The organism is Planococcus sp. CPCC 101016 (genome assembly GCF_007859295.1).
GTDB lineage: Bacteria > Bacillota > Bacilli > Bacillales_A > Planococcaceae > Planococcus.
The window spans coordinates 112,737-129,933 of the sequence record NZ_VOHB01000006.1 but is presented as its reverse complement, the minus strand read 5'-3'; the positions used below and the strand labels follow the sequence as shown (position 1 = coordinate 129,933).

The following is a 17,197-nucleotide window of genomic DNA, read 5'->3' as shown; positions in this document are numbered from 1 at the left end:
TTGTGGCTGTTCAACGGATCTTCATTGTAGAAGATGATTTGAAAATTGCGGAGTTATTGGCAGAAACCTTACGGAAATACCATTACGAAGTAGAAACCGCAAAAGATTTTGATCAGATCATCGAAGAATTCGAAGCTTTTGATCCCCATTTGATTTTGCTTGATATTAACTTACCTTCTTATGATGGTTATTATTGGTGCCGCCAACTTAGGCAGCAAACCACTTGTCCGATCTTATTTATTTCTGCTCGTTCAGGGGAAATGGACCAGGTCTTCGCGCTGGAAAATGGCGGAGATGATTTTATTACGAAACCTTTCCATTACGAAATCGTCCTTGCAAAAATAAGAAGCCATTTGCGCAGAGCTTATGGTGAATATGCACCGAAACAGGAAGAGCGTTCGATCAAAGCAGGGCGAATCGTATTGTTCATGGAGCGGATGGAGTTGCATGTAAAGGCAGAAGCTATTCCACTGCAGAAAAAAGAATGCACGATCCTGGAACTTCTGCTAACCAATTACCCTAAAGTGGTATCGCGCGAACAGCTCCTCGAGGAACTGTGGGATGATCAAGCATTCGTGGATGAAAACACGCTCAATGTCAATATGACGAGGGTTCGAAAAAAGCTTTCTGATTACGGTGTGCGGTCCGTTATTGAAACTGTTAGAGGAGCAGGATACCGCCTGCTGCTTCATGAGGAGGAAGCCTGATGCTGCGCTTATTTTTGAAAGAGCATGCGGCTTTCATTGTCTTCCAAATCGTGCTAGTGGCGTTCATTATGCTGCTGTATTGGTTGGACGGCTTCCGCAATGTAGATACAGCCATCTATTCATTCGTGATCAGCAGTGTATTGGTCCTGACGTTCTTGACGGCCCGCTTTGCTAAACGCTATCAGTACTATCAGCGGATATTATCGACGCCACAAAACATGGAACATGTGCTTCAGCGTGAAGGGAAGTCGCCTGAGCAGATTCAGAACGAAATCTATTTGCAGAAATTGTATCGGTTGTATCAGCATGAAGTGCAATCTCTTTATGCTTCTCAAAACCGCCATCTTCAGTTTATGAATCAATGGGTACACCAGATGAAAACGCCTTTATCGGTGATGCATTTGCTGCTTCAGGAAGAGCAGGAATTGGACAAAAATAGTGTCCGTGAAGAAATGGATCGGCTGAAAGCCGGGTTGGATACGGTATTGATGAATGCGCGGTTGGATACATTTGAACAGGATATGCAGATTGAACAGATTAATTTACGCTCTTTAGTCAGCGAAGTGGCGACAGAAAATAAGCGGCTATTTATTTCCAAACGTGTTTATCCGGAAATTTCAATTGGGGAAGAGCACACGGTAGCGACTGATCACAAATGGATGAAGTTTATCATCGGTCAATTTTTGACGAATGCAGTCAAGTATACGTTCGAACCAAATAAAAAAGTGATGATTGCGACTGAATGTTTAAATGGCAACACGCTTCTTACGATTAGAGATGAGGGAATCGGAATCCCTTCATCTGATTTGCCGCGTGTAACCAAACCGTTTTTTACTGGAGAAAATGGAAGGAAGACTGGAGAATCTACAGGAATGGGATTATTTCTGGCAAAAGAAGTGTGCAGGAAACTAGGCCACGAACTGTCGATTTCTTCAGTTCAAGGAGAAGGGACGATTGTCTCTGTACTGTTTTTCAACCAAGAGCTTGCAACACAGGAGGAAAATGATGACAGTAGTGAAAATCGACGAAGTGACAAAAGTATACGAGGGCAAAGTGACTCACCGGGCGGTCAGCCAGCTGAGCTTCACAGTGGAAAAAGGTGAATTTCTTGCTGTAATGGGCCCATCCGGCAGTGGAAAAACGACGCTGCTGAACTTAATATCAACTATTGACTCGCTGACTTCGGGAGAAATTTTGATTGATGGCACCAATCCTCATTTATTGGACAAAAATGAACTGGCTTTATTTCGCAGAAGGGAATTGGGGTTTGTTTTCCAGGACTTTAATTTGCTGCAGATGCTGACCGTTGAAGAAAATCTGGTATTGCCTTTGACACTTGATTATGTACCTGTCGACGAAATGGCGAGACGGGTGCTTGTTATTGCAAAACGCCTGGGGCTGACATCGATCCTTCATAAAAAGCCGAATGAGATTTCCGGCGGGGAAGCTCAGCGGACTGCGATTGGCCGTGCCCTGATCCACCAGCCGGCGCTTATTCTTGCTGACGAACCGACCGGGAACTTAGATTCCAAATCTTCGCGTGACGTCCTTGAAATTTTATCGAATGCTGCCAATGAAAGTGAGACTACAATCATTATGGTGACACATGATCCGATTGCAGCGAGTTATTGCGACCGTGTTCTTTTCATCAAAGATGGGGAATTTTTCAATGAAATTTATGGCGATGAACGGCGCCAGACATTTTATCAACGGATATTAAATGTGCTGTCGCTGCTGGGGGGATCCGTGAATGACCTTTCGGCAACTCGCTTACCATAACGTTGTCCGCAACCGAAGAAACTACGCGGCTTTCTTTTTGGCCAGTGTATTTTCAGTCATGGTATTTTTCGTCTACTCCATGTTCATTTTTCATCCGGCGTTTGAAGAGGATGGGTTACGGCTGCTTGCTATACGCGGCATGCTCATCGCAGAAGTTGTCCTGTATATTTTTACGCTGTTTTTCCTGTTTTATTCGATGAGCGCCTTTTTACAGGCTCGTTCGAAGGAATTTGGGGTATTGATGCATTTAGGAATGACAAAAAAGCAATTGAACAAACTAATTTTTTTTGAAATGCTGATTATTGGTACCGTTTCAACTGTGACAGGCATCATATTCGGGTTTGCTTTTTCTAAATTCTTTTTCATGATCGGGCGGGAAATCATGGAGTTGGAGACTTTGCCGCTATATGTCTCATGGGAACCGTTTCTGCTGACAATTGCGGCATTTGCCAGCCTGTTCGTCATTATTTCTTTCGTCAGTGTCGGTTTTATTCGGACAAAACGAATTGTCGATTTGCTGCAGGGCTTTTGGAAAGTGGAAGAAGAAACGAAATCTTCGACCGTATTGTCTATTATGGGCATTGTCTTTTTGGTTATCGCCTACACGTTTGCTGCTACTGTGTCAGACCAGACCGTCTATCAAATGATTTTTATCGTTCCACCACTTGCCACTTTCGGCACCTATTTATTTTTTACGCATACGCTCCATTCCTTATTGCGGCTGTACAAACGCAAAAAGAATGTCTATTGGGAAAAGACGCGGTTGGTGTCACTAGCTGAAGCTTCGGTCAAACTGAAAGACAGTGCACAAATGTTTTTTATTGTTACCATCGTTTCAACTGTGGCCTTTTTGACAGTGGGAACTTTGGCTTCTTTCATGTCCTATACAGGAGATTTCCGTGAATCAAATCCACTGGGGCTGGTCTATATTTCATTCGATGGAAATGAACAGGAAGCGGAACACATTGAACGGCTGACCAGTCAACTCGAAAACGAACAATTGTCCTATGATCTGGTAAAGTTGACGGTCAAACGCCAGACTTCAGGAGCTACTGGCAACGATGTCGACATTTTATCGCTATCCGAATTCAACCGTTTAGTCGGTGCGCTTGATTTTGAACCGGCGCAATTGCAGGAAGGTGAAGGTTTGTTCGTTCCTTTTTCACTGGATTCTCTAAAGGAACTGGAAAGTACCAGTGTCGATACGGTGTTGTTTGAGAGTGAGGTTTCTCTGTCGATCCGCTCAACTTATCCACATGTGGTATTCCCAACTCATACCTTGAACGTCAATACGATTGTTGTCAGCGATGCTGATTATGAAGCGATCGATGAGCCTCTTCTTGGGTATGAACAAGGAAGGTCCGACTTTTCCTATTATGCGTTTGACATAGTAAATTGGACAGAAACGGTCAACATAGGCAATCAATTAACTGAAACAGTAACTGAAGCTGTAGAAAACGCAGACTTCAGCGGGGTGAATTTTTTCTTTGAAAACCCAGGAGATGATTACCGATGGTTTAAATCTTCGTTTGCATTGCTGTTGTTTATTGGGGTCATGGTAGCAGCTGTCTTTCTTCTGGCAGCCGGAAGTTTTATCTATTTTAAATTGTATACGGGGCTTGAACGGGATCGAAAACAGTATAAACTGCTAATTCGCTTAGGAATGACAGACAGGGAACTTGGGAAAATTGTCAATCGCCAACTAATTCCTCAATTCTTTTTGCCTTGGGGCCTTGCATTGCTGCACAGTGCTTTTGCTTTTATATCGCTTCAAGTAGTTTGGGAGGAATTTGCCGAACTATCAATTCTTATTGAAATGGCTATTGTGTTAGGCGGCTTTACGGTTGCACAAATTCTCTATTTTTTCTTGATACGCTGGCGCTATGTCGCCCATCTTCAGGCACCGTAATTTTACGGTGTCTGTTGTATTGTCTGAAGATTTATTTTATAATGAAAACAGCAAAAAATATGAATGAGTATTCATTCAACACGAAAGAGGGATGGAAATGAATTTAATGACACGTGTTCATCAAATTGCTGAGCAGGATTCTTCTAGAGTCGCATATAGCTTTATGGGGAAAGATACAAGCTATATGGAATTCGATCAGTCGGTTGCTGCTTTTGCCGGATCTTTAGTAGAGTTAGGCGTGGAAAAAGGGGACCATGTCGCATTTCTTTTGAGCAACACACCACATTTTTTGATTTCTTTATATGCCACAATGCGTTTAGGCGCTACTGCAGTTCCGATCAATCCAATTTATACTCCAGATGAAATCGCTTACATAGTCAACAATAGTGACGCTAAGGTAGTTGTCGCACTTGATGCTTTACTTCCGTTGATTGAAAAAGCTCACAAAGCGCTACCCGCAGTAAAGTCATACGTAATTTGCGAAACAGATTCATCCGCTTTGGAGAAAATGGCACAATTGCCTGAAGCAGTGAAAGACAAAGTCCATTCATTTACGACCCTGCTTGGCAAGTCAAAAGAGCATACTGGATTTGCTGAAGTCGAAGCAGATGATAATGCAGTTATTTTATATACGTCCGGCACTACTGGAAAACCGAAAGGAGCCATGCTGACGCATCAGAATCTCTACTCGAATGCTCGTGATGTAGGGGAATACCTGCAGATTGGTGAAAATGACCGGGTCATAGCCACTTTGCCGGTATTTCATGTGTTCGCGTTGACCGTTGTCGTAAACGCACCTTTATTGCAAGGCGCTACGATTATTCTGGTGCCGCGCTTCAATCCGAAAGAGGTATTCGATGCCATCAAAACTCATAAAGCGAGCGTCTTTGCAGGTGTACCGACAATGTTCAACTTTATGAACCAGTTGCCGGATGTGGATCCTGCAGATTTCGCTTCTGTCCGCTTGGCGGTTTCCGGCGGTTCGGCAATGCCGGTTGCCTTGCTGCATAGTTTCGAAGATAAATTTAATGTTCGAATTTCTGAAGGCTACGGCCTGTCGGAAGCTTCACCGGTCACTTGCTTCAACCCAATCGATCGTGAACGGAAAGCGGGTTCGATTGGTACATCGATCATCAATGTCGAGAATAAAGTCGTCAACGAATTAGGTGAAGAAGTGGCTCCGAATGAAGTCGGTGAATTGATTGTTCGTGGACCGAATGTCATGAAGGGATATTATAAGATGCCGGAAGAAACGGCTGTGGCAATTCGTGATGGTTGGTTGTATACCGGTGATTTGGCACGAATCGACGAAGAGGGCTATTTTTATATAGTTGACCGCAAAAAAGACATGATCATCGTAGGCGGATACAATGTCTATCCGCGTGAAGTCGAAGAAGTATTATTCGCTCATCCAGCAATTTTAGAAGCAGCAGTTGTCGGTTTGCCGGATCCGGATTTTGGTGAGGAAGTCAGTGCCTATGTAGTGCTGAAAGATCAAAGTGTCTCAATAGAGAACTTGAAGGCATATTGTTCAGAGCATTTAGCAAAATATAAAGTTCCGAAACAGATTGAGATTTTAGAAGAATTACCGAAAAATACAACTGGGAAGATATTGCGCCGGTCGTTGAAAGACCAGGCAATGCAAAAGTAATTTGTTAACCTGGAAATGTAAAGTTATTTTTCAATCGTTGAGCAAAGGCTCCGAGATTTATCTCGGAGCCTTTTCGTGCTTAAAGAAGAAAGCATATCTGTTTTTATAGTAGTGCTTATTAGAAATTGATTGAAAAAACTGACATTTTTTATTATAGTTAAAGAGCAGTATTACGAATTACGAAATAATCGGATCCGAGGAGGAAATGGAATGGCGAAAAAAGCAATGGAAATTAACGATTTAGCAGAGTTGGTTTCAGTAACAGATCCGCGGATTTCACCGGACGGAAAAAGAGCGTTATTTGTTCATACTCAAATTGATGAGGAAGAAAATACATATCGATCCCACCTTCATCATATCGACCTGGAAACAGGACAGCAAAGCCAGTGGACATATGGCAAAGAACGGGTAAGTTCGCCGCGGTGGTCTGCTGATGGTACTGCTGTAGCCTTTTTATCGGATCGGGATGAAAAAAATCAATTATTCGTAATTTCAGCAGATGGCGGAGAAGCGCGTTCACTGACTGATTTTGAAAAAGGGATCAATGGCTTTGTGTGGTCTCCTTGCGGAACAAAAATTTGGTTTAATGCCTTGGCAAAAGAAGGTAAAACCTTTACCGATAAGGAAGAAAAAGAAGAAAAGAAGCTGCCGGAACCCTATCATGTCGATAAAATGAAGTACAAGATGGATGGGATGGGCTTACTGCCTAAAGAGTTTCATCGACACATCGGATCAGTGGATATCACTTCAAAGAAAGTCGAGCAATTGACCGAAGGGAACTTTCATTACAGCTTGGAAGACCTATCACATGATGGAAAGAAAATGATTTATGGTGTGACACGTGAAGAGAATCTGGATTTTGTATTCCGACAGCCTCTTTATTTATATGACATCGATACAAAAGAAGAAACAGTATTAATAGAAGAAGAAGGTTATTTCGGCGGTGCAGCTTTTTCGCATGACGATTCAAAGATAGCTTTTGTTGGGAGCACCCGGCAATATGAAAATGCGACGCATACAGAAGTTTTTGTGTCGGATTTGAAAGCACAAACCCGTATTTGCTTGACCGAAAGCTTGGATGCACCTGTCGGTGATTATGTAGTGGCGGATCATCAACAAGGGGCGAGTGCACCGGAGGTTGTCTGGACAAAAGATGATCATCTTTACTTTCAAGTGTCTACTATGGGTGATGTACGCTTGTATTTCGCTTCACTTGACGGCATGATTTTCCCGGCGTCTCCTGACATGGAACATATTTATGGCTATGATGTTTCGCAGGATGGCGAATTCGCAGTGGCAGCAATCAGCAATCCAATCAATCCCGGAGAACTGTACCGGCTAAAGATTGCTTCAGGTGAGCGTCAGGTGCTGACTTCATTCAATCAAGCATTCCTGGAGCAGACTGAACTGGTTGAGGCAGAACCTATCATTTCAAAAGGTGCAAAAGACTGGGAGGTCCATGGCTGGCTGATTAAACCATATGGATATCAAGAAGGTGAGAAATATCCGTTGGTCGTTAATATTCATGGGGGTCCGCATGCAATGTATGCAAACACCTTTGTCCATGAAATGCAATTGCTGGCAGCACGCGGATTTGGTGTTCTCTATGTCAATCCGCGCGGCAGTCACGGCTACAGCCAGGAATTCGTCGATGCGGTCCGCAACGATTACGGTGGCGGCGATTACGAAGATATCATGAATTCGGTCAATCAAATCGTGGAAGCGAACGATTGGATCGATGCTGATCGCCTTGGAGTTACCGGAGGAAGCTACGGCGGCTTTATGACCAATTGGATCGTCGGTCATTCGAACCTCTTCAAAGCAGCAGTGACGCAGCGCTCGATTTCTAACTGGATATCGTTCTTCGGCGTTTCAGATATTGGCTATTACTTCAGCGACTGGCAAATTGGTGCAGATATGACGGATGTGGATAAGCTATGGCAGCACTCGCCATTGAAGTACGCCAAAAATGTGGAGACGCCACTGCTGATCCTTCATTCCGAAAATGATTACCGCTGCCCGATCGAGCAATCAGAGCAATTGTATGTGACATTGAAGAGTATGGGGAAAGAAACAGAGTTTGTCCGATTCCCAGAAGCTGACCACAATTTGTCACGGACGGGCAAACCGAATCTACGCTTTGCCCGTTTAGAGCAGATCACAGGTTGGATGGAAAAATATCTGTAAAAACAAAAAACAGAGCGGCTGATAAAAGCCGCTCTGTTTTTTTTATTTCCCTTTAAATACAGGTTTGCGTTTCTCGCCGAAAGCGGCAAGTGCTTCGACCCTGTCTTCTGTTGGTATGGTGATTTCGTAGGCTTTGCGTTCGATGTGGAGGCCAGTCTGCAAATCTGTATTCATGCCATTCTTAATTGCGAATTTTGCCTGTTGCAGAGCAATGGGTCCGTTAGCAAGAATTGAATCGGCAAAGGCTCCTGTTACTTCAGCGAGCTCGTCAGGCGCTGCCACACGCGTTACTAGACCATATTCCAGCGCTTCAGCCGATTTCAAGCGACGAGCGGTCAAAATCAGTTCCAATGCTTTGGATTCACCGATTAAGCGAGGCAACCGTTGCGTGCCGCCAGCGCCTGGAATAATCCCCAGGCTGGTTTCCGTCAGCCCTAATAAAGTATCATCAGCGGTTATCCGGAAATCACAGGCGAGTGCCAACTCCATGCCGCCTCCGAACGCAAAGCCATTGATCATAGCGATGGTGGGCTGAGGGAGGTTTTCGATTGTGGAGAACACCTCGCCAATTTTGAAAATATTGCGTTTGACCAAATCATCGGTCATGTTCTTGCGTTCCTTCAAGTCGGCTCCTACACTGAAAGCTTTTTCGCCTGCGCCAGTAAATACGACGACGCGGATATCCGGGTTGATGCGGATTGCTTCCACTACCTGGCCAAGTTCGAGAAGCATGTCGTAATTGAAGGCATTTAATGCTTCGGGACGATTTAATGTGATAAATGCTAAATTGTTTCGCTGTTCGTAATGAATTGTGTCCATTTTTAATCCCCCTTGTGTCGTTCCATCCGTTAAAAACATACCACTTTTTGGACTATTTCGCCATCAGACTCTATAATGAAATCCATGGGAGGGACCGCACTTATGAATCAAATTACGTTTATCCGCATCTTCCGGATTGTCTGGCTGGCAGTCAAAATCTTTTTGCAAGTGACGTTCTTCCAAAAGCGCAATCGTGGCAATTGGAACCCGCTGGTTGAAAAAAGATGGAATGAGATGATTACGAAGCAAGCAAAAGAATATAAGAACCTGGCTTTAAAGCTGGGCGGACTCATGATCAAGCTGGGTCAGTTCCTGTCAACACGAGCGGATATCATGCCGCCTTCTTTCCTTGCAGAATTAGAAGGTTTGACAGACCGTGTACCGTCCGTTCTAAGAAAGAGCATCGTCTCTGTATTGGAACAGGAATGGAATACACCCCATGCCAATTACCTGGATCACTTATCGGATTCTGCAGTAGCTTCAGCTTCTATTGGTGAAGTATATAAAGGCGTATTGAAAAATGGCATGGAAGTGGCTGTCAAAGTTCAGCGTCCGGGAACAGACCGCATTCTGCGTGCGGACTTCAAAGCCATCCGCATTGTCATTTGGATGGCTGAAAAATTCACACCGTATGCTAAACAAGTCGATTTTAAATTATTGTATGCGGAAATGACTGAAACTATAGGTGCCGAATTGAATTTCCTGAAAGAGCTTCAGAATGGCCGTGCTTTTGCCGATCGCTTTGACGCGATGGAAGGGGTTCGCATTCCGTTGTATTTCGATGAATTCACGACTCGCCGCGTGTTGGTCATGGAATGGATCGAAGGCGCGCGCATCACAGATCTGGCTTTCATTGAAAAAAATGAATTAGACCGTCATGCCATTTCAGAGCGGTTGTTCATCTTATTCTTGGAACAGGTATTATACGGCGGCCAATTCCATGCAGATCCCCACGGAGGAAATATTCTGCTGGAACCGGATGGCGGTATTGTGCTGATTGACTTTGGGATGATCGGCAATATAACCCCAAAGGATTCCCAGGCAGTGTTGCGTGCTGCAGAAGGAATTATTTTCAAGAATTACGATCAAGTGTTGGACGCGCTTGAAGATCTGCGATTTTTACTGCCGCAGGCAGACCGTGAAATTTTAGCTGATGCGATTTCACGGCTTGTAGCAGCCTATGAATCGAACGAATTGTCTCAAATGGATAGTTTTGTCGTCGAACGCCTGCTTAACGATATGCAGGAAATCGTCCGGACGCAGCCGGTTCAATTGCCGGCAGAATTCGCCTTTTTCGGTCGCGCTGCTTCCATCTTTGTTGGTGTTCTTCATGTACTGGACCCCAATGTCGATTTATTAGCACTTGCCCGTCCGAGAATATTGGAATGGGCTTCTTCACAAAAAGAAGGCAAGGGCATCTTCGGGAAAGAAGATGTGCTGCGCTGGGTTCTGAACGCTTCCGGGCCTCTCCGGGTGTTTCCTCAGAAAGTCATCAATTACTTGGAAGAGCCGGAACGTATGCGGCGCTATCTCGAAAATCGGGATGGCCGGGAACGGGAATATCGGCGTGATCTGCAATCCCGGATGTTTGCTGGAATTTTTACCATCCTTTCATTTACTGGGATTTCAGTATCGGTATGGTTTTGGAATGAACCCTATCTATGGGTTTCGTCGGTATTTTTCGTCGGTTCTTTATGGGTTTATCGGTCGATTAAATAAAAAAAACAGACTCGCCTTTAAGGGTTGGAATATGGCCAGCAAAAAAGAGTTGCCGCCTGTAGTCAGTTATTTTGACTTCGGATGGAGACTCTTTTTGTTTTAGATGCACTTAGTTTTTTTCGAAACCAGCTTTATCCATAGAAGGGTGATGGAGCAGAAAAATGTGCAGAAAAAGTTGAAGAAACTGAAGATCCATATGCAGAGACACCATATGAAAAGGCTGCGCGGCAATGGGGATAAAGCTTTTCGGGATGAGTTAGCCCCGGCATGAGCAAATTACTCAATCGAGAGGCTGCTGTTTCCGTGGAGGGAATGTTCGTTTCGTTACATAAGCCATTGGATGATTATGGACACGCTGCGCTTTCTTAAAATAGCGGCGTAAGGAACCGGCAAAAGAATGTTGATTGCGCAAAGCGATGGGCGAGACATCCAGATAAACCGTTTCACTATTGCTCAAATAAATAATGCTGCCTTTCCCGGTGCTGTCGCTCTCGATCAGATCAATGGCATCATAATTAAACCAGACGCATTCCTTATTCTTTGGAGAGTGTGTCGGAAAGAAGATAAGTGGATTGCCGTAGTATTCGCCAATAATAATTGGGGGCTTGTGCTTCACACCGACCGCTTTTTGAGCATAGAGTGTGGCACTTTCCAATGAAGCCCGATAAAACCGGCAGGAAGTTGTAACCGTCTTGTAAACCGCTTCTTCAACTACAAATTCACTGCGGTCTTCAATTACTCGCATCCAGGTGCGATGACCGTCTGTGTAGGGTAAAAGGGCATACGTGTTTGCACAAATTGTGTACGATAATGCTCTATGGTTCTTTTTGCTCATGAAGATTAACCCCCTAAATTTACTTTACATACCTTATTATAATAAAAAATGGAAATTTCGCAATGCGCATTAGATTGAAAATAAAATTTTTTCTATTTCATCGGAATTTTCAAATAGTTATTGATTTATTCTCACCCTTTAATGTATACTAATGAAAAGCATTCGGGGTGAAGAAGAATGGAAAACTATTATTCTTATGCTGATTTCATGAAAGCGATGGCTCAAACAAAAAAAATTACGGAAGCGGAAAAACTGCTGAACGATATTTATTTGGATCTGTTCTTAAAGCATGTTCACCGTTCCCAACAAGAAGCACAGCTTATGACCCTAATCGATGAAGCCCTGGATAATCATGACCAAAAAGCTTTCACTATATATGCCGCTCAACTACAATCCTTAAAGCACGAAGAAACGGAATAAAGGGCTTTTAACTATAGCCGAGAAAAAGGAAATTGGATTCAATCCAATTTCCTTTTTTGTTTTTCCGGCAAAACAGAAATGGTATTCTGCGAAAAGCCTAACTCTCTTGCTTTCCAAATAGGTATAGTCTGGCTGAAATCGTGCGACCTACAGCTTTTTTTATTTGTCTTCACATAAAAAACATACGTTCGCTTTTTGTTAGTGGTTTTTTAGGGCATATGTTAAAGTAGAAGTAACGAACTAACGGAAGGACGTCTTATCATGAAACAGGAATTCAATCTTCAAGCTCCTTATGAACCGGCCGGTGATCAGCCCCAAGCAATTGCTGAATTGACAAAAGGCATCATCAACGGCAAACGCTGCCAGACTTTGCTGGGAGCTACAGGTACAGGTAAAACCTATACCATGTCGAATGTGATCCAGCAAGTGAAGAAACCAACACTTGTCATGGCACACAACAAAACACTGGCAGGCCAGCTCTACAGCGAATTCAAGGAATTCTTTCCTGATAACGCGGTTGAGTATTTTGTTAGTTATTACGATTACTATCAGCCGGAGGCTTATGTGCCGCAATCGGATACGTTCATTGAAAAAGATGCCAGCATCAATGATGAAATCGATAAGCTGCGACACTCCGCTACCAGTTCGTTATTCGAACGGGATGACGTCATTGTCATCGCTTCGGTTTCCTGCATCTATGGCCTCGGTTCTCCAAAAGAATATCGGGAACTGGTCGTTTCTCTCCGTAAAGGAATGGAGATTGAACGCAATCAGCTATTGCGGAAATTAGTCGACGTTCAGTATGAGCGCAATGACATCAATTTTATTCGAGGAACTTTCCGAGTACGTGGAGACGTCGTTGAGATTTTCCCGGCCTCTCGCGATGAAAGATGCCTGCGTGTTGAATTTTTTGGTGATGAAATAGACCGCATCCGCGAAGTGGACGCCCTGACCGGCGAGATTATTGGTGAACGTGAACACGTCGCTATCTTCCCGGCTTCCCACTTCGTTACACGTGAAGATAAGATGGTTAAAGCCATTGCAAATATTGAAGAAGAATTAGAAGCGCGCTTGAAGGAAATGCGGGCGGAAGACAAGTTGCTGGAAGCTCAGCGGCTTGAACAGCGCACGCGATATGATTTGGAAATGATGCGGGAAATGGGCTTTTGCTCCGGCATTGAAAATTATTCACGCCATTTGACTCTTCGTCCGCCAGGCGCTCAGCCCTATACATTGATCGATTACTTCCCTGAAGATTTTCTGTTGGTAGTGGATGAAAGCCACGTGACGCTGCCGCAAGTTCGCGGCATGTTCAATGGTGACCAAGCGAGGAAAAAAGTACTGGTCGATTACGGTTTCCGATTGCCTTCGGCAATGGATAATCGTCCGTTGACGTTTGATGAGTTTGAAGAACATATCAGCCAGGCTGTATTTGTATCGGCCACGCCTGGGCCTTACGAAATGGAACACACACCGGAAATGGTGGAGCAGATCATCCGGCCGACTGGCTTGCTTGACCCCACTATTGAAATTCGGCCGATTGAAGGCCAAATAGATGATTTGATGTACGAAATCCGTCAGCGTGCGGAAAACAACGAACGTGTATTGGTTACAACTTTGACCAAAAAAATGTCCGAAGATTTAACTGCTTATTTGAAAGATGCCGGCATTAAAGTCAATTACCTGCACTCCGAAATCAAGACACTGGAACGGATTGAAATCATCAGGGAGCTGCGGATGGGCGTTTACGATGTACTAGTCGGCATCAACCTGCTGCGTGAAGGACTGGATATTCCGGAAGTCTCGCTGGTGACAATTTTGGACGCCGACAAAGAAGGCTTCCTGCGCTCTGAACGATCGCTCATTCAGACAATGGGACGTGCAGCCAGAAACGCAAATGGCCACGTCATCATGTATGCTGACAGAGTGACGGATTCCATGCAAAAAGCGATGGATGAAACGACACGCCGCCGTACCATACAAGCTGAATACAATGAAAAACATGGCATTACGCCAATTACGATACAGAAGAAAATCCGTGATGTGATCCGTGCAACTGCCGCAGCGGAAGAGTCGGAAGAATATGTTTCAAAAGCAGTATCCGGCAAAAAGCTCAACAAAGAAGATCGCATGAAGCTAGTTACTCTGCTTGAAACAGAAATGAAAGAAGCAGCTAAAGCACTCGATTTCGAACGGGCTGCAGAACTGCGCGATACAGTGCTTGAATTGAAAGCGGAAGGATGATGGAAATTGAAAAATCAAGAAATACGGATACAAGGCGCACGTGCGCATAATTTAAAAAATATTGACGTTGTTATTCCGCGTGACAAACTTGTCGTAATGACTGGATTATCAGGTTCCGGTAAATCTTCACTGGCATTCGATACAATCTATGCAGAAGGACAGCGGCGTTATGTAGAATCATTATCTTCCTATGCCCGCCAGTTTTTAGGACAGATGGACAAGCCGGATGTCGATTTGATAGAGGGCTTATCGCCGGCTATCTCGATTGATCAGAAAACCACCAGCAAAAATCCACGTTCCACTGTGGCCACGGTAACGGAAATTTATGACTATATGCGGTTAATGTACGCGCGCATCGGAAAACCTATCTGTCCGAATCACGGCATTGAGATTTCATCGCAGACGATTGAAGAAATGGTCGATCGCCTACTTGTATATCCGGAACGTACAAAGATGCAGATTTTGGCGCCGATTGTTTCCGGTCGTAAAGGCACGCATGTAAAGTTGCTGGAAGATATCAAAAAACAAGGCTATGTTCGGGTTCGGGTTAACGGAGCATTGATTGACTTAGACGACGATATTACGCTTGATAAAAATAAAAAGCACTCAATCGAAGTAGTCATCGACCGGATTGTTATGAAAGAAAATATTGCTCCCCGACTAAGCGATTCGCTTGAATCTGCTTTGCGCTTAGGGGAAGGCCGTGTGTTGATCGATGTCATGGAACAGGAAGAATTGCTGTTTAGTGAACATCACGCATGTCCAGTCTGCGGATTTTCCATTGGAGAGTTAGAACCGAAAATGTTTTCGTTTAACTCGCCTTTCGGAGCCTGTCCAGAATGTGACGGTCTTGGAATGAAGCTGGAAGTCGATCCGGATTTGGTGATACCGGATTGGTCCGTATCTCTCAATAAGGGGGCCATCGTTCCTTGGCAGCCAACCAGTTCGCAGTATTATCCACAATTATTAAAAGCGATCTGCAAACATTACAAGATTGATATGGATGTACCTGTCAGTGATTTGCCGGAAGAACATATCAATATCATCATGCGCGGCTCCGGAAATGACAAAATCCGTTTCCGCTATGAAAACGATTATGGCCAGATTCGGGACAACCACATTCATTTTGAAGGCGTACTGTCCAATGTCGACCGCCGCTACCGGGAGACCTCGTCTGATTATATCCGTGATCAAATGGAAAAATACATGGGGGAGCAGCCTTGTGCAGTTTGTGAAGGCTACCGTCTGAAGCCGGAAACCTTGGCTGTAAAAGTAAACGGACTTCACATTGGAACAGTTTCTGAGTTTTCCATTATCGAAGCCAACCAATTTTTCGACCAATTGAAACTATCCGAAAAAGATATGCAGATTGCCAAATTGATTTTACGGGAAATCCAGGAACGCATCGGCTTCCTGGTTAATGTTGGGCTTGATTACCTAACTCTGAACCGGGCATCAGGAACTCTGTCCGGAGGAGAAGCCCAGCGCATTCGTTTGGCAACTCAAATCGGTTCGAGGCTTACCGGTGTATTGTATATTCTCGACGAACCATCGATTGGATTGCATCAGCGGGACAATGATCGCTTGATTGAAACGCTGAAAAGTATGCGCGATATCGGCAATACCTTAATCGTAGTGGAGCATGACGAAGATACGATGCTTGCAGCTGATTACTTAATCGATGTCGGACCGGGAGCAGGGGTTCATGGCGGTGAAATCATCGCTGCAGGAACACCAGAGAAAGTGATGAAAAACAAAAAGTCTTTAACTGGACAATACTTGAGCGGTAAAAAGTTTATTCCGCTGCCAGCTGAAAGAAGAGCACCGAACGACCGTAAAATTTCTATCCGTGGCGCCAATCAGAATAACCTGAAGAAAGTGGATGTTGATATCCCGCTTGGTTTGTTTACAGCAGTGACAGGTGTCTCAGGTTCCGGCAAAAGTACACTCATCAATGAGATTCTTTACAAGACACTTGCGCATCGATTGAACCGGGCCAAAGCTAAACCCGGCCATTTCGATTCAATAGAAGGGACAGAAGGACTGGAAAGAGTCATTGATATCGACCAGTCCCCAATCGGACGGACACCCCGGTCGAACCCTGCAACTTACACGGGTGTGTTTGATGACATCCGTGATGTTTACGCTACGACCAATGAAGCAAAAGTCCGCGGCTATAAAAAAGGGCGATTCAGCTTCAATGTCAAGGGCGGTCGCTGTGAAGCTTGCCGTGGAGATGGTATTATAAAAATAGAAATGCATTTCCTTCCGGATGTTTATGTACCTTGTGAAATATGCCATGGTAAACGCTATAACCGGGAAACTTTGGAAGTGAAGTATAAGAACAAAAGCATTTCGGATATACTGGATATGACAGCAGAAGATGCATCTGTATTTTTTGAGAACATTCCAAAAATCAGCCGCAAACTGAAGACAATCGTGGACGTTGGCTTAGGATATCTCACGTTGGGACAACCCGCGACAACCTTATCCGGAGGTGAAGCGCAGCGCGTTAAGCTGGCATCAGAACTTCACAAGCGTTCTAACGGCAAGTCTTTCTATATCCTGGATGAACCGACGACTGGCCTTCATGCCGATGATATTTCCCGTTTGCTGCTAGTGTTGCAGCGTCTTGTTGATAACGGAGATACTGTCTTGACGATTGAACACAACTTGGATGTCATCAAGACAGCGGACCACATTATCGATTTGGGGCCGGAAGGCGGAGACAAAGGCGGAACAATTTTGGCTAGTGGCACCCCTGAGGAAATTGCAGCTGTTGAAAATTCTTATACCGGTAAGTACCTTAAACCGATCCTTGAGCGTGACCGAGCGCGCATGGATGCTAAGGTTAAAGGCGCCAGCCGCCGAAAAAAAGTAGTTAAGTGAAACTTTTTGAGCTGGCAAACGTATCAATTAGAAGAAAA

General features: G+C 44.4%; 12 protein-coding genes. 10 read left to right on the top strand and 2 right to left on the bottom strand.

Going from position 1 to position 17,197, the window contains the following annotated elements; genetic code table 11:
- The first annotated feature begins 2 nt into the window (after positions 1-2).
- From FQV26_RS17050 to FQV26_RS17025, 6 genes are all read left to right on the top strand, one after another.
- A complete protein-coding gene (locus FQV26_RS17050) occupies positions 3-707 on the top strand; it encodes a response regulator transcription factor (RefSeq protein ID WP_146559099.1) in 705 nt (234 codons plus the stop codon).
- Entirely contained in the window at positions 707-1,810 is a 1,104-nt protein-coding gene (locus FQV26_RS17045; protein ID WP_146559097.1) for a sensor histidine kinase, read from the top strand. Before FQV26_RS17050 ends, FQV26_RS17045 begins: the two co-directional genes overlap by 1 nt.
- A complete protein-coding gene (locus FQV26_RS17040; protein ID WP_146559095.1) occupies positions 1,713-2,486 on the top strand; it encodes an ABC transporter ATP-binding protein in 774 nt (257 codons plus the stop codon). Before FQV26_RS17045 ends, FQV26_RS17040 begins: the two co-directional genes overlap by 98 nt.
- Positions 2,458-4,395 (top strand): ABC transporter permease, encoded by a 1,938-nt coding sequence (locus FQV26_RS17035; RefSeq protein ID WP_146559093.1) that lies wholly within the window; start codon positions 2,458-2,460, stop codon positions 4,393-4,395. The genes FQV26_RS17040 and FQV26_RS17035 overlap by 29 nt, the downstream gene beginning before the upstream one ends.
- Before the next feature lie 97 nt (positions 4,396-4,492).
- The gene (locus FQV26_RS17030) at positions 4,493-6,046 is read left to right on the top strand and encodes a fatty acid--CoA ligase family protein (protein WP_146559091.1); all 1,554 of its coding nucleotides are present in this window, start codon (positions 4,493-4,495) and stop codon (positions 6,044-6,046) included.
- A 210-nt stretch (positions 6,047-6,256) separates the two neighbouring features.
- A complete protein-coding gene (locus FQV26_RS17025; protein WP_146559089.1) occupies positions 6,257-8,233 on the top strand; it encodes a S9 family peptidase in 1,977 nt (658 codons plus the stop codon).
- A 42-nt stretch (positions 8,234-8,275) separates the two neighbouring features.
- Here FQV26_RS17025 and FQV26_RS17020 read toward each other — a convergent pair whose 3' ends face one another.
- Positions 8,276-9,052 carry an enoyl-CoA hydratase-related protein gene (locus FQV26_RS17020; protein ID WP_146559087.1) on the bottom strand — a complete coding sequence of 259 codons (777 nt, stop codon included), beginning with the start codon at positions 9,050-9,052 and terminating at the stop codon, positions 8,276-8,278.
- 102 nt (positions 9,053-9,154) lie between these two features.
- On the opposite strand from FQV26_RS17020, the gene FQV26_RS17015 reads away from it, so the two are divergent.
- Positions 9,155-10,771: an ABC1 kinase family protein gene (locus tag FQV26_RS17015; RefSeq protein ID WP_146559085.1), complete on the top strand. Its 1,617-nt coding sequence runs from the start codon at positions 9,155-9,157 to the stop codon at positions 10,769-10,771.
- Between the two features lie 280 nt (positions 10,772-11,051).
- Here FQV26_RS17015 and FQV26_RS17010 read toward each other — a convergent pair whose 3' ends face one another.
- Positions 11,052-11,606, bottom strand: coding sequence for a competence protein ComK (locus FQV26_RS17010; RefSeq protein ID WP_146559083.1), 555 nt, complete (start codon positions 11,604-11,606; stop codon positions 11,052-11,054).
- A gap of 177 nt (positions 11,607-11,783) precedes the next feature.
- On the opposite strand from FQV26_RS17010, the gene FQV26_RS17005 reads away from it, so the two are divergent.
- The 3 genes from FQV26_RS17005 (at position 11,784) to uvrA (ending at position 17,159) form a co-directional block, all read left to right on the top strand.
- Positions 11,784-12,026 (top strand): IDEAL domain-containing protein, encoded by a 243-nt coding sequence (locus FQV26_RS17005; protein ID WP_146559081.1) that lies wholly within the window; start codon positions 11,784-11,786, stop codon positions 12,024-12,026.
- 261 nt (positions 12,027-12,287) lie between these two features.
- Positions 12,288-14,270 carry an excinuclease ABC subunit UvrB gene (gene uvrB, locus FQV26_RS17000; RefSeq protein ID WP_146559079.1) on the top strand — a complete coding sequence of 661 codons (1,983 nt, stop codon included), beginning with the start codon at positions 12,288-12,290 and terminating at the stop codon, positions 14,268-14,270.
- A gap of 6 nt (positions 14,271-14,276) precedes the next feature.
- Positions 14,277-17,159 (top strand): excinuclease ABC subunit UvrA, encoded by a 2,883-nt coding sequence (gene uvrA / locus FQV26_RS16995; protein ID WP_146559077.1) that lies wholly within the window; start codon positions 14,277-14,279, stop codon positions 17,157-17,159.
- Positions 17,160-17,197: the final 38 nt, after the last annotated feature.

Coding starts and splice junctions, on each gene's coding strand:
- FQV26_RS17015 (WP_146559085.1), top strand. CDS start 9,155: ATGAATCAAATTACGTTTATCCGCATCTTCCGGATTGTCTGGCTGGCA.
- FQV26_RS17025 (WP_146559089.1), top strand. CDS start 6,257: ATGGCGAAAAAAGCAATGGAAATTAACGATTTAGCAGAGTTGGTTTCA.
- FQV26_RS17035 (WP_146559093.1), top strand. CDS start 2,458: ATGACCTTTCGGCAACTCGCTTACCATAACGTTGTCCGCAACCGAAGA.
- FQV26_RS17045 (WP_146559097.1), top strand. CDS start 707: ATGCTGCGCTTATTTTTGAAAGAGCATGCGGCTTTCATTGTCTTCCAA.
- FQV26_RS17020 (WP_146559087.1), bottom strand. CDS start 9,052: ATGGACACAATTCATTACGAACAGCGAAACAATTTAGCATTTATCACA.
- FQV26_RS17040 (WP_146559095.1), top strand. CDS start 1,713: ATGACAGTAGTGAAAATCGACGAAGTGACAAAAGTATACGAGGGCAAA.
- FQV26_RS17010 (WP_146559083.1), bottom strand. CDS start 11,606: ATGAGCAAAAAGAACCATAGAGCATTATCGTACACAATTTGTGCAAAC.
- FQV26_RS17030 (WP_146559091.1), top strand. CDS start 4,493: ATGAATTTAATGACACGTGTTCATCAAATTGCTGAGCAGGATTCTTCT.
- uvrB (WP_146559079.1), top strand. CDS start 12,288: ATGAAACAGGAATTCAATCTTCAAGCTCCTTATGAACCGGCCGGTGAT.
- FQV26_RS17005 (WP_146559081.1), top strand. CDS start 11,784: ATGGAAAACTATTATTCTTATGCTGATTTCATGAAAGCGATGGCTCAA.